Here is a 13873-nt window from a genome sequence, read left to right as displayed (position 1 = left end):
TCAGCGCGCGACGCGCCGCTCATTCTCGGCCGGCGCGGCACCCTGCGCCGCCAGCACGTGCCGGTGCGAGGCCATGATGAGCGCGGCCCGGTAGGCCGAGCGGCTGGCCGTCTTGGTGTGGTTGACCAGCGTCTTCCATTCGCGCTCGAGTTCCTGCGGCGAGCGGTCGGTGCGGCGGTTCATCAGGGCCTCGCTGGCATCGATCAGCGCCGCGGCCGAACAGAGGCAGATGTTGATCGCCGACTGCGCGGCGCTGGCGCGAAAGCGCTGTTCTTCGGTCGCCGGCGCGCTGACGGCGAACTCCAGCGGCACGCTGTGGGTGGGTCCGACATAGGGGTCGCCGCGCAGCGCGCTGTCGGCGCGGGCAAGCACTCGTTCGATGGCGGCCAGCGCGCTTTCGAGCAGCGCAGTATCGGATGGCTGTGAATTCATGTCGTTCGCGGAAAGGGCTCCGGAGTCCGCAGGGATGTTGACAGCAGCGCATCGTTTCGCCGCGTGCAAATCGCACAATCAAGATACAAAAGTTCGTGGTTCCGAGGCTGTACCCGATCGCTCAACGTGACTTACTGCCTTCTTCTTTGGCATCGAAGACGCTACATTTTTCGATCGATGTAGCGAGGGGATTTCATGGATCAATCACGCCGGCATTGGCTGGGCGCTGCAGGCGCGGCGCTTCTGTGGGGCGGCGGCCTTGGCGCCGGCCACGCGCAGACGGCCCGTGCCGCGGTGGGCGCAGCGCGCACCGTGGTCCTCGGGCAATCGGTTCCGCTCACCGGCGCGGCCAGCGAGATCGGGCTGGCCTTCGCGGCCGGCTGCCGCCTCTACACGACCCAGTTCAACGAAAGCAACGCGGCGCCCGGCATCCAGCTCAAGCTCGTGCAGCTCGACGACGGCTACGACGCCGCGCGTGCCGCCGCCAACGCGCGCACCCTGCTCGGCGCCCAGAAGGCGGACCTGCTGTTCGGCTTCGTCGGCACCGCGAGCAGCGATGCCGGTGCGGCCATCGCGCAGGACCAGGGCACCGTGCTGTTCGCGCCCTTCGCCGCGTCGGACGGCCTGCGCGGGCCGTCCCACACCAACGTCTTCCACGTGCGTCCCAGCATGGCCGACGAAGCCCTCAAGATCGTGCGCCAGTGCGCGACCGTCGGCCAGACGCGCATCGCGCTGGTCGGCGACGACGATGCCATGGGGCGCGCCGGCCTCGCCGCGGTCGAACAGGCCATGACCGACCTCAAGCTCGGTCCGCTGGTGGCCACCGCGCTGGTGCCCGCGGCCGGCGACAAGCTGGACACGGCGCTCGCCGCGGTGCAGCGGCAGTCGCCCCAGGCCATCGTTCTGGTGTCGCTCTCCGGCACCACGGCCAACGTGATCCGCAAGCTGCGCAAGAGCGGCTACGCGGGCAACTTCACGGCCTTCTCGATCGTCGGCATCGATCCGCTCTACGCAGCGCTGGGCAAGGACATCGGCGGCATCGTGATCTCGCAGGTGGTGCCGTCGCCGCGGTCGTCGGCGATCCCGATCGTCAAGGAATACCTCGGCGCCGTCGACAACTCCGACCAGACGGCTTCCTACGAAGGCCTCGAAGGTTTCATCGCCGCCAAGGCCGTCGGCGAAGCCGTGCGGCGAGCCGGCCGCGGCTTCACGCCCGCGACCCTGCAGCGCGTGATGGCCGGCATGACCGACTACGACGTCGGCGGCTTTCGCATGAACCTGCGGCCCGGCCTGCACGATCCGGCGCGCACCATCGACCTCATCAGCATCAGCGCCGACGGCCGCGTGCTGCGCTGAGCGTGTCAACTTCCTGACAGCGGGCCGCGGCGCGCGGGTCTACAGTAGGGCATCACCCACCGGAGACCAGCGCCATGAACGCCAGCACCGACAGCGAAATCCGCCAACGCGTCAGCGCCGAAGAATGGCAGCTGCGCACCGACCTCGCCGCCTGCTACCGGCTGGTCGCGCTGTACGGCTGGAGCGACCTCGTCTTCACCCACATCAGCGCACGCGTGCCCGGCCCCGAGCATCATTTCCTGATCAACCCTTATGGCCTGATGTTCGACGAGATCACCGCGTCGAGCCTGATCAAGGTCGACAAGGACTGCAACAAGGTGATCGACTCGCCCTACCCCGTCAATCCGGCCGGCTTCGTGATCCACAGCGCGGTGCATGCGGCGCGCGAGGACGTGCAATGCGTGCTGCACACCCACACGCGCGCCGGCATCGCCGTCAGCGCGCAGAAGAACGGCGTGCTGCCGATCAGCCAGCAGTCAACCTTCGTGCTGGCCTCGCTGGCCTACCACGACTACGAAGGCGTGGCCTTCCGCGACGACGAGAAGCCGCGCCTGCAGGCCGACATGGGCGAGGCCAATTTCCTCATGCTGCGCAACCATGGTCTGCTGACCGTCGGCAAGACCATCGCCGATGCCTTCCTCTCGATGTACACCTTCGAAAACACCTGCCAGATCCAGATCGCGGCGCAGGCCGGCGGCGGCGAACTGACGCAGGTGAATCCGAAGATCGTCGAAGGCGTGGGCCTGGCGATGAAGGTGCAGACCGGCGGCCTCGGCGGCGCCTTCGTCTGGCCTTCGCTGATCCGCAAGCTGGACCGGCTGGATCCGAGCTACAAGAACTGAGGCGCGCCGCGCACATCGCGAAGGCCCGGCACCGGCATACACTGGCGGCCGTTGCTTGCCATGGATGCCGACATGAAACGACTCGCCGCTGCCGTGCTGCCCTTGATCGCCATGGCGCCGCTGCACGCGGCCACGCTCGAAACCCGCACGTATACGGTCGAGATCACGCCGATGTGCGGCGAGCGCGTGACCGATTGCGAACAATTCGCCTATGCGGGCACGCACAATCGGAATCGCAGTCGCCTCAACCTGGTCGGCAAGCCGGGGCAAGGCCCCTGCCCGCCCGGCAACGCGCCCTGCGATCCGAGGGGCTGGCAGTTCCAGGACGGCGACGCGAACTACTTCGTCGGCCAGGACGGCTGGTTGGTCATGACGCGTGGCAGGAAGACCCTGCTGCGTGAACATGGCACTTGGCGCGATTGAGCGCCGACACCATGCACGAACGCCTCACCCGCCGAGGCCTGCCTGCTCGCATCGCTGCCCGCCGCAGCACTCCTGACCACCGCCTGCATCCCCATGAAACCATCGATCCGCCCGTCCGTCGTCTCCGCCTTCACGCCCAGCGGCCAGCTGCGCGCCTCCATCAACCTCGGCAATCCGATCCTGGCGCGCAAGGACGCGACCACCGGCGCGCCGGCCGGCGTGTCGATCGATCTCGCACGCGCCTTCGCCGATCGGCTCGACGTCGGCATCGAGTTCGTGGTGTTCGAGTCGGCCGGCAAGTCGGTCGACGCGGTGAAGGCCGAGCAGGCCGACATCGGCTTCTTCGCGATCGACCCGCTGCGCGGCGAAGGCATCCGCTTCACCGCGCCCTACGTGCTGATCGAAGGCGCCTATCTCGTGCGCCAGGATTCGCCGCTCCAGGACAACGCGGAAGTCGACCGCGCCGGGCGGCGCGTGATGGTCGGCAAGGGCAGCGCCTACGACCTCTATCTGACGCGCGAGATCAAGGCCGCGCAGTTGCTGCGCGCACCGACCTCGCCGGCGGTGGTCGATGCCTTCATCGCCGAGAACGCCGACGTCGCCGCCGGCGTGAAGCAGCAACTGGAAGCCGATGCCAGGCGCCTCGGTGGGCTGCGCCTGCTGCCGGGCCGCTTCATGGTGATCCAGCAAGCGATGGGCACGCCGGCTTCGCGCGGCGACGAGGCGGCCGCAGCGTTGTCGGCCTTCGTCGAGGAGATGAAGGCGAGCGGCTTCGTGGCCGATGCGCTGAAGCGCCATCGCATCGAAGGCGCGATCGTCGCGCCCGCCGCGGCCTGAGGCGCGCGCCGCGCACACTTCAGGCGTAGCGCGCGACGCCCAGGCCTTCCATGTCGATCTCGGGACGCCGGCCGCCGATCAGGTCGGCCATCACGCGGCCGGTGCCGGCCGCCATGGTCCAGCCCAGCGTGCCGTGGCCGGTGGCCAGCAGCAGCCTGGCGATCGGCGTGGCGCCGAGGATGGGCGTGCCGTCGGGCGTCATCGGGCGCAGGCCGGTCCAGAACTCGGCGCCCTTCACGCTGCCACCCTGCGGGAACAGATCCGTGACGACATGCTCCAGCGTGTCGCGCCGGCGATCGTCCAGCGCGAGGTCGTAGCCCGAGAGCTGCGCCGTGCCGCCGACCCGGATGCGCTCGCCCAGGCGCGTGACCGCGACCTTGAAAGTTTCGTCCATCACGGTGGATTCGGGCGCGCCCGCCGCATCGCCGATCGACAGCGTGATCGAGAAACCCTTGACCGGATAGACCGGCAGCCGGATGCCCAGCGGCCGCATCAGCTGCGGCGAGTAGCTGCCCAGCGCCACCACGTAGCGGTCGGCATGGACCAGCCCTGCATCGGTGTGCACGGCCGTCACGCCGCTCGCGTCGTGCCCGATGTCGGTGATGGCGATGCCGAATCGGAAGCGCACGCCCGCGGCCTCGGCCAGCCGCGCCAAAGCCTGGGTGAACTTGAAGCAGTCGCCGGTCTCGTCGCCCGGCAGGCGCAGGCCGCCGACGAACTTGTGCCTGACCGCGGCGAGCGCAGGTTCGTATTCGATGCAGCCATCGCGGTCGAGCAATTGATGAGGCACGCGATAGGCCTCCAGGATCCGGATGTCCTTCGCGCTGCCCTCGAACTGCTTCTGCGTGCGAAAGAGCTGCAGCGTGCCCAGCGCGCGCTCGTCGTAGCGGATGCCGGTGTCGGCGCGCAGCTGCTTCAGGCAATCGCGGCTGTACTCGGCCAGGCGCACCATGCGGCCCTTGTTGATCTCGTAGCGCGCCTGCGTGCAGTTGCACAGCATCGAGAGTCCCCAGCGCCACATCGCCGGATCGAGCATCGGCTTGATGACCAGCGGACTGTGCTGCATCAGCAGCCATTTGATCGCCTTCAGCGGCACGCCGGGCCCGGCCCATGGCGCGGAGTAGCCGGGCGACACCTCGCCGGCATTGGCGTAGCTGGTTTCGAGCGCGGGCGCGGGCTGGCGGTCGATCACCGTGACCTCGTGGCCGGCCTGCGCGAGGTAGTACGCGACCGTGGTGCCGATCACGCCGCTGCCGAGGATCAGAACGTGCATGCCAGCCCTTGAAGTGAACCCGTGATCTACAAACCCATCGCCGAGAGCAGTTGCGGCGCCGGCCATCGCTCGCCGCGCTCGGGCCAGGCTTCCAGCAACTCGACCATCTTCGCATTGCGCGGGGCCGCACCGCCATGCGCCTCGGCGAGCCGCGCGACCTCGCCGCAGAAGGCATCGATCTCGGTGCGTCGGCCGAGTGCGAGGTCGTCCGCCATGCTGGAGCGCGCCTTGGCATCGATGCGCAGCATGCGCGCGGCGACCAGCTTGAACAATGGCGTCGGCAGGCGCAGGATGGACGGCATGCGGCGCGCCGGCACGGCGCCGAGCTGTGCCGGCTCGATGCCCGCGCGCTGCAAGGCATCGAGCGCCTCGTCCATCAGTGCGGCGAGGCAGCGCCGGTAGCCGCGCTGCAGCAGCTCGTCGCGCAGCGGCAGGCCCGACAGCGCATTGACCGGGTTGTTGAGATTGAGCAGCAGCTTGCCCCATTGGATCGGCCGCAGATCGGCGTGCTGGTCGAGCGGAACGCCGGCGCGTTCGAACACCGCGGTCCACGGCGCGAGCGCCGGATCGGCCTGCACCGCCAGACGGCCGACGGTGCCGCGATGAAAGGCACCGGGCCCGATCTCCGCCACGTTGTACGGCACCATCGCCGGCAGCACGCGCAGGCCGGGCGCGGCCTCAGCGGCGATGGCCGCGTTCGAGATGCCGTTCTGCAACGACACGACCAGCGTGCCCGCCGGCAGCACCGATGCAAGCTCGGCCGCAGCTTCGGCGGTCGCGCCGCTCTTGACGGCCAGCAGCACCAAGGCCGGCCGCAGTCCCGCCGGCACGCCGTCCGCGAGCAGCAATCGATCGGCCGGAACGTGGTGCCGGGCGCCGTCGAGATCGCTCACCGTGAGGCCCCGCTCGGCCAGCGCATCCAGCACGCGGGGTCGTCCGATGAAAGCGACGCGCACGCCCGCCGCCAGCAGGCTGCCGCCGACGAAGCAGCCGATGGTGCCGGCGCCCATCACGAGAATGTCGACGGGGACGGCGTCAGACATGGGGCCGATCGAATGCCTGTCGCAGCAGCGCGCGCACGCGCTCGTAGGCCTGTGCACGTGCGGCCGGATTGGCACCGGCGTGCACGCCCTGGCCCGGATGGACGCCATTGGGCACGTCGGCACCGATCATCACGGTGAGCCGCGTGTCAGGGCGATAGCCCGACGTAAGTGCCGCCGAACAGCCCGGATAGAAAGCGATCGCGGTGGCGAAGCGAAGCGGCTCGGCCATCACGTCGCGCCGCGTCGCGTCGGTGGCTGCCAGTACGGCGCTGCCGCCGTGCGACCAGCCCAGCAGCGCCACCTTGCGCGCATCGGCCCACGGCTGCGCCGCGACCCAGTCCAGCGATGCCAGCACGTCACGGCGCCGCTCCGTCTGGCCGAGCGCCCGCGCTCCGATGCGCTGCGTGCAGATCTCATGCACGCCGCGTGATGTGAAGCTGTCGGGAAACAACACTGCATAGCCCTGGTCGACGAGCATGTCGCCCATGGCCTGATGGCGCGCATTGAGCTCGCCCTTGCGCGATCCCGCCGTGGCGTAGAGCCCGCCGCAGCCGTGCAATGCGATGACGGTGCCTTGCGGCGGCGTTGCGGGCAGCATCAGCCAGCCGCTGAGCCGCAGGCCATCCCGGCCATCGAAGCTCACGGCTTGCGCGGGGTGGGCCGCGACGGCGCCGCAGAAAACGAGGGAGGCGAGTGAAGCAAGCAGCACGCCGAATGGGCGCAGCCTCCGATTCATCCATGCACACCGCGTAGACATCGACGTTGCGCGGCGCCGGTGTTCAGGCCCGTTGCGCCACCCAGGCCTGCACCGACTTCAGTGCAGCCGGCAGGCCGGCCGCATCGGTGCCGCCGGCCATCGCCATGTCGGGCTTGCCGCCGCCCTTGCCGCCGACCTGCTGGGCAACGAAGTTGACCAGTTCGCCGGCCTTGATGCGGCCCATGGCATCGGCCGTGACGCCGGCCGCGATCTGCACCTTGCCGCCGTCGACCGCAGCCAGCACGATGGCCGCGGACTTGAGCTTGTCTTTCAGCTTGTCCATGGTCTCGCGCAGCGTCTTCGCATCGGCGCCGTCGAGCTTGGCGGCGAGCACCTTGAGGCCCTTGACGTCCACGGCCTGGGCGACCAGCTCGTCGCCCTGCGACGATGCGAGCCGGCCCTTGAGCGAGCCCACTTCGCGCTCCAGTGCGCGCACCTGGTCGAGCACCTGCGCGAGGCGGCCCTGCAGTTCGGCGGGCGGCGTCTTGAGCGTGGCGGCCACGCTGTGCACCGTCGCCTCGAGCTGCTGCAGATAGGCCAGCGCGTTGGCGCCGGTCACGGCCTCGATGCGGCGCACGCCGGCGGCGACGCCGCCTTCGCTGACGATCTTGAAGAGACCGATGTCGCCGGTGCGCGCCACGTGCGTGCCGCCGCAGAGTTCGCGGCTGGAGCCGATGTCGAGCACGCGCACGGTCTCGCCATACTTCTCGCCGAACAGCATCACGGCGCCGGTCTTCTGGGCCGACTCCATGTCCATCACGCGCGCCTGCGTCGCCTGGTTGGCGAGGATCTCGGCATTGACGCGCTGCTCGATCTCGAGAATCTGCGCCGGCGTGACACCGGCGTTGTGCGCGAAGTCGAAGCGCGTCTTGTCGGCATCGACCAGCGAACCCTTCTGCTGCACGTGCGCGCCGAGCACCTCGCGCAAGGCCTTGTGCATCAGGTGGGTGACGCTGTGGTTGCGCATGGTGGCGGCGCGGCGCGCGGTGTCGACGCGCGCGGTGATGGCATCACCGACCTTGAGCGCGCCCTGCGTCTGCGTGCCGTGGTGGCCGAACACGTCGGCCTTGATCTTCTGCGTGTCGTCGACGCCGAACTGCACGCCCTCGGCGACCAGCACGCCGGCGTCGCCGACCTGGCCGCCGCTCTCGGCATAGAAAGGCGTGGTGTCGAGCACCACGATGCCGGACTGGCCCTCGTCGAGCTGTTGCACTGCCACGCCTTCGAGGTAGAGCGCCACGACCCGCGCCTTCTCCTCGAGATGCTCGTAGCCGGTGAAGGTATTGGCCGCACCCGCGTAATCGACCGCGCGGTCCATGCGGAACTTGCCGGCGGCACGGCCGGCGGCCTTCTGCCTTTCCATCGCCGCGTTGAAGCCGGCCTCGTCGACCGCGACGCCGCGCTCGCGGCACACATCGGCCGACAGGTCGAGCGGGAAGCCATAGGTGTCATGCAGCTTGAAGGCCACGTCGCCCGGCAGCACCTTGGCATCGCCGGCCAGCGCCGCATCGAGGATTTCCATGCCGTTGGCCAAGGTCTCGAAGAAGCGCTCTTCCTCGGCCTTCAGCGTCTCGATGATGCGCTGCTGGTCGGCCACCAGCTTGGGATAGGCCGCGCCCATCAGCTTGACGAGGTCGGGCACCAGCTTGTGGAAGAAGGGCTTCTTCTGCCCGAGCTTGTAGCCGTGCCGGATGGCGCGCCGCACGATGCGTCGCTGCACGTAGCCGCGGCCCTCGTTCGACGGAATGACGCCGTCGGCCACCAGGAACGCGGTGGCCCGGATGTGGTCGGCAATCACGCGCAGGCTCTTGTTCTCGAGATCCTTCTCGCCGGTTTCGCGCGAGGCCGCCTTGATCAGCGCATCGAACAGGTCGATCTCGTAGTTGCTGTGAACGTGCTGCAGGATCGCGGCCAGGCGCTCCAGCCCCATGCCGGTGTCGACGCAGGGCGCGGGCAGCGGCCGGACGCTGCCGTCGGGCTGCATGTCGAACTGCATGAACACGTTGTTCCAGATCTCGATGTAGCGGTCGCCGTCTTCATCCGGCGAGCCGGGCGGGCCGCCGGGGATGTCGGGGCCGTGGTCGTAGAAGATCTCGCTGCAGGGGCCGCACGGGCCGGTGTCGGCCATCATCCAGAAGTTGTCGGACATGTAGCGGCCGCCCTTGTTGTCGCCGATGCGCACCACGCGCTCGGGCGGCAGGCCGATCTCCTGGGTCCAGATGTCGTAGGCCTCGTCGTCCTCGATGTAGACGGTGGCCCAGAGTTTTTCGGCCGGCAGCTTGTAGACCTTCGTCAGCAGCTCGAAGGCCCAGGTGAGCGATTCGCGCTTGAAATAGTCGCCGAAGCTCCAGTTGCCCAGCATCTCGAAGAAGGTGTGGTGGCGCGCGGTGTAGCCGACGTTCTCGAGGTCGTTGTGCTTGCCGCCGGCGCGCAGGCAGGCCTGCACCGAGGCCGCGCGCACGTAGGAGCGGCGGTCGGTGCCGAGGAACACGTCCTTGAACTGCACCATGCCCGAGTTGGTGAACATCAGGGTCGGGTCGTTGGCCGGTACCAGCGAACTCGAAGGCACCACGGTGTGGCCCTTGCTCTCGAAGAAATCGAGAAAGGTCTTGCGGATGTCGGCGACGCTGGAAGTGGGCTGGCTCATCTTGGGTCTGGCTTTGCACAAAGGCGGCCGGCTGCGGGCAGCCCCTGCATCGAACCCACCTGACTGCTTGGTTTTCCTGAACGCGCGATTATAGGTTTGGGCCTTCGCCTGACAGCCCTTCGGCCCTTCAGCCCAACTGCAGGATCTCGACCGCGCGCTGGAACTGCAGATCCTGCACCGCACGGTCCAGCGCCGCGAAGCGCTCGCCGCCCAGCGATGCCCTGAGCGCGGGCCCGAGCGCGTCGAACATCGGCATCGCCAGCAGGCTTTGCCGGCGCAGCGTGTCGATCAGGCGCGCCAGTTCGCCGGAATCGACGGGCAGCGCCGCAACGGCCTGCACCGCAGCGGCGCGGGTGCCGGCCTGGACGTCGAAGAAGGGTTGCGCCGCGGCCTGCAGCTTGCGCAGCGCCGCGCCGAGCCCCGGCATCGCACGTGCGGCACGTGCCGGATCGCCCGCCCTGAACGCGCTTTCGCCCTCGGCGGCCAACTGCAGCACGGCCTTGGCGCCGACCATGCCGGCACTCCCCTGCAGCTTGTGCAGCCGCGCCGCCAATGCAGCCTGCGCCGCCGGCGACGCGCCTTCCACGGCCGCGGCATCCGCGTGCGCCAGGTCGCCGAATTCGGCCAGCAGGCGGTGCAGCACGCTCAGCAACAGGTCGGTGTCGCCGCTCAGCCGGTGGAACGCATCGGCAGCGTCGATGCCCTCGACGAGCGGCCATTCCGCGGGCAGTCGAACAACGCTGGAAGTCGCCGGCCGCGCGGCCGGCAGCAGCGCTTCGCGCGTGCGCTGCGCATAGCGGCGCACGCTGCGGATCAGCGCCTGCGCATCGAAAGGCTTGCTGATGAAGTCCGTCATGCCCGCTTCGATCGCGCGCTCGCGCTCCGCCACCAGCGCACTGGCGGTCAGCGCGATCACGGGCAGCTGCGTGAGGCCGAGCTCGCGGCGGATCAGGCGTGTCGCCTCGTTGCCGTCGAGCGTGGGCATGTGGATGTCCATCAGCACGACGTCGAAGGCCTCGGGCGTCGCGCGCAGCCGCTCGACCGCTTCGCGGCCGTCTCTCGCCAGGCTGACCTGGGCGCCCTGGCGTTGGAGGATGTGCTGGCAGACCTCGAGGTTGACCGGGCTGTCGTCCACCACCAGCACGCGCACGCGCGCCAGGCGCAGCGGGCTCGCCTCGGCGACCGCCTCGGGCTTGGTCTTGGCCGGCAGCATGCCGGTGGCCGCCTGGGCGACGTTCTCGTGGGTGACGATCAGCGGCAGGATGACCCAGAATTCGCTGCCCGTACCGGGCGTGCTGCGGACGCCGATCTCGCCGCCCATCAGTTCGACGAGCTGCTTGACGATCGACAGGCCCAGTCCGGTGCCGCCGAAGCGCCGCGTGGTCGAGGTATCGGCCTGCATGAACGGGGTGAACAGGCGGCCGAGCACCGAAGCCTCAATGCCGACACCGGTGTCGGTCACGCACAGGCGCAGCCGCACTTTGGATCCCGCGCGTTCGAGCACCTGCACGTTCAGCCGGACCGAGCCTTCCGCGGTGAACTTGATCGCGTTGCTCAGAAGGTTGACCAGGATCTGCCGGATGCGCGTGACGTCGCCCAGCACGCGCGCCGGCAGATCGTCGCCGGCCTCGAGCAGCAGCGCGATGCCCTTGTCGCCGGCATTCACGGCCATCATCGCCACCACGCCGTCCAGCAGCCCGCGCAGCACGAAGCCGGATTCGTCCAGCACCATGCCGCCGGCCTCGATCTTGGAGATGTCGAGGATGTCGTTGATGACGCCGAGCAGCGAATTGCCGGCGGCGTCGATCTTCTGCAGGAACGAGCGCTGCTGTTCGTCCAGCGCGGTCTGCCGCAGCAGATAGGCCAGGCCGATGACCGCGTTGAGCGGCGAGCGGATCTCGTGGCTCATGTTGGCCAGGAACTCGCTCTTGGCCTTGTTCGCCGACTCGGCCTGGGCGCTGCGCTCGTTGAGCGCGAGGTTCAGGGCTTCCAGCTGCTCCTGGGCCTGCCGCATGTCGGTGACGTCCACCGCCACCGAGATCAGGCCCTGCACGACGCCGTCGTCGTCGTCGTCGGGGATGTAGTGCAGCCAGTAGTGAACGGTCGAGCCGGACGGAATGATCCGCGTGCGCGCGACGCGCTGCAGTTCGCCTCTGAGCGCGGCGCGGATGTGCGGCTCATTCTTCCTGAACAGCTCGGGCCCGAGCAGTTCCTGTTGCGAGATGCCGATCATCCGATCGGCGGGCACGCCCAGCCATCGCTCGTAGGCGCTGTTGGCGAAGGTGCAGCGCAGGTCGGTGGTCCAGTAGGCGACCAGGCCGGGAATGTTGTCGGTCACGATGCGCATGAAGCGCTCGTTGTTGCGCAGCTTCTCCTCGACCTCCTTGCGCTCCGTCAGGTCGATCGCGATGGTGATGAACCCGACCACCTGGCCGTCCGTGTCGCGCAGCGGGCTCACGTTCAGATGCACCGGGACGCGGCTGCCGTCCTTGCGCACGTAGGTCCACTCGCGGGTGTGGGCCGGGCCGCTTCCGGGCGCGGGCGCGAACACTTCGCCCACATCGAGCGGCCGCCCCAGTTCGGTGGTGAGGGCCATGGCGCGGCTGTGCACTTCGAAGGTGTCGTGGAAGCGGTTCATGCCGACCCGGTCCACCACCTCGGCCGCCGAATAGCCCAGCAGCGCCTCGGCGGCGGGATTGAACAGCATCACCAGCCCGTTGACGTCGGTGGCGATGATGGCGCTGGCCGCGCCGATCAGGATCGCCCGTTCGCGCGCCGACAGCGCCTCGAGCTGGGCGGTGCGTTCGCTCACCTGCTGCTCCAGGGTCGCGTTCAGCTGCAGGATGTGTGCCTTGCTGGCGTTCTCGTGGGTGATGTCGCGCACGGTCTGCGCGGCGCCGATCACGCGGCCGTTGGCCGAGCGGATCGGCGCGGCCGCCACCGACACCGCGACCAGGCGGCCATCGCGGTGCCGCCGGAAGGTCTCGAACGCGGCGACCGAATGGCCCTGGGCAATGTGACGGATCAGGGTCTCTTCTTCCGCTTCGAACTCGGGCGGCACCAGCAGCGTCTCCAGCGACTGGTCCACCACCTCGGCCGCGGTGTAGCCGAAGATCTTGGCCGCGGCGCCGTTCCAGTCGGTGATCCGGCCCTCGAGGTCGCGCCCGATGATCGCGTCGTTGGAACTGGTCACGATGGCGGCGAGCCGCGATCGCTGCTCGTCGGCCTGCACCTTGCGGCGCTGCGTGAGCTGATGGATGTACGACAGCAGCGACAGCAGCACCACGAGGGTCGACACCCGTGCCAGCACCGCCCAGGGGCTGCGCAGGTTCAGCTGCGTCGCGAAGGGCGGCAACGCGGTGACCTCGACCTGCCAGGTCCGGCCGAAGAGCTCGAGCGGCAGCGCGGTCCGCAGCGCGTCCGCGGACGCGGCGCCGGCGGACGCGAAGAAGGGTTCGGGCCGACCGGGACGGGTGGCGTCGGACAGGGTCAGCGCGAACTCGCCGTCCTGGAAATCGAAATCCTTCATCACGTCATCGATCACGAGCGGCGTGTAGATCCAGCCCACCGTCTCTTCATGCATCTGCCGCGCCGAAAGCGGCACGCGGCCTTCGCGCTGCGCCCTGGCAGCCGGGCTGCCGACCTTGTAGACCGGCAGCAGCAGCAACAGGGAATGCAGCTTCCGCGGGGCCTGTATCAGCGTGATCGGCGCGGTCAGCGTGGCCATGCCGCTCAGCATCGCGCGCTCCGCGGCCGCATGCCGCTCGGGCTCCGAGGCGATGTCGAGCCCGAACGCCGGATTGGCGGGATCGGACGGCTCCAGGTACTGGATCACATAGCGCTCGCCCTCGTTCGGCCCCAGTTGATGCACCTTGAAGTCGGGCTTGCCGTCAAGCCGTGCCGCGGCGACGAAGGCCGCTTCCTGCGCAACCGGCACGCGCCGGGCGAAGCCGAAGCCGTGCGCGCCCGGGTACTCGCGTTCGATGTCGCGCGATGCGCTGTACTGCGCGAAGCGCAGGCGCGTGATGCCGGTCTCTCCGCCCGCGGCGATGATGGCGCCGCGCGTCCCGCGCAGACCGTATTCGTAGCTGTGCATGCGCACGGCGAGGTGGTCGACCGCACGGCGGGCCAGCGCATCGAAACGTGATCGCTCGAGTTCGTTGTTCTCGTGGACCTGCCACAGCGCCGCGACCACGGCAATGCACAACCCGATCGCGAGCCAGGCCAGTGAGCGGGCGAAGCGCCAGGACCGCACGAAGACGA

The 13873-nt window shown here is 69.1% G+C and carries 10 protein-coding genes; 4 read left to right on the top strand and 6 right to left on the bottom strand.

Translation table 11 applies throughout. The annotated features are described in order from the left end of the window. Positions 1-432, bottom strand: a complete 432-nt coding sequence (locus WDLP6_RS11170; protein ID WP_162592394.1) for a hypothetical protein — start codon at positions 430-432, stop codon at positions 1-3. 195 nt (positions 433-627) lie between these two features. Here WDLP6_RS11170 and WDLP6_RS11165 point away from each other — a divergent pair, with 195 nt between their 5' ends. The 4 genes from WDLP6_RS11165 (at position 628) to WDLP6_RS11150 (ending at position 3890) form a co-directional block, all read left to right on the top strand. Then, positions 628-1788: an ABC transporter substrate-binding protein gene (locus WDLP6_RS11165; RefSeq protein ID WP_162592393.1), complete on the top strand. Its 1161-nt coding sequence runs from the start codon at positions 628-630 to the stop codon at positions 1786-1788. Positions 1789-1862: 74 nt separating this feature from the next. Further along, positions 1863-2630, top strand: a complete 768-nt coding sequence (locus WDLP6_RS11160; protein ID WP_162592392.1) for a class II aldolase/adducin family protein — start codon at positions 1863-1865, stop codon at positions 2628-2630. 72 nt (positions 2631-2702) lie between these two features. After that, entirely contained in the window at positions 2703-3053 is a 351-nt protein-coding gene (locus WDLP6_RS11155) for a hypothetical protein (protein WP_162592391.1), read from the top strand. Positions 3054-3146: 93 nt separating this feature from the next. Further along, positions 3147-3890, top strand: a complete 744-nt coding sequence (locus tag WDLP6_RS11150) for an ABC transporter substrate-binding protein (protein WP_162592390.1) — start codon at positions 3147-3149, stop codon at positions 3888-3890. Between the two features lie 19 nt (positions 3891-3909). Here WDLP6_RS11150 and WDLP6_RS11145 read toward each other — a convergent pair whose 3' ends face one another. From WDLP6_RS11145 to WDLP6_RS11125, 5 genes are all read right to left on the bottom strand, one after another. After that, positions 3910-5163, bottom strand: coding sequence for a D-amino acid dehydrogenase (locus tag WDLP6_RS11145; RefSeq protein ID WP_162592389.1), 1254 nt, complete (start codon positions 5161-5163; stop codon positions 3910-3912). A 26-nt stretch (positions 5164-5189) separates the two neighbouring features. Then, a complete protein-coding gene (locus tag WDLP6_RS11140) occupies positions 5190-6206 on the bottom strand; it encodes a 2-dehydropantoate 2-reductase (protein WP_162592388.1) in 1017 nt (338 codons plus the stop codon). Further along, on the bottom strand, positions 6199-6849 hold the full coding sequence (locus tag WDLP6_RS11135) for a dienelactone hydrolase family protein (RefSeq protein WP_162592387.1): 651 nt from the start codon (positions 6847-6849) through the stop codon (positions 6199-6201). Before WDLP6_RS11135 ends, WDLP6_RS11140 begins: the two co-directional genes overlap by 8 nt. 136 nt (positions 6850-6985) lie before the next feature. Further along, entirely contained in the window at positions 6986-9610 is a 2625-nt protein-coding gene (gene alaS, locus WDLP6_RS11130; RefSeq protein ID WP_162592386.1) for an alanine--tRNA ligase, read from the bottom strand. Between the two features lie 127 nt (positions 9611-9737). Then, entirely contained in the window at positions 9738-13865 is a 4128-nt protein-coding gene (locus tag WDLP6_RS11125) for a PAS domain S-box protein (protein ID WP_162592385.1), read from the bottom strand. Positions 13866-13873: the final 8 nt, after the last annotated feature.

Origin of the sequence: Variovorax sp. PBL-E5, assembly GCF_901827185.1 — a bacterium.
Taxonomy (GTDB): Bacteria; Pseudomonadota; Gammaproteobacteria; order Burkholderiales; family Burkholderiaceae_C; genus Variovorax.
The sequence above is the reverse complement of the archived record's forward strand: the minus strand, read 5'-3'. Positions and strand labels throughout refer to the sequence as shown.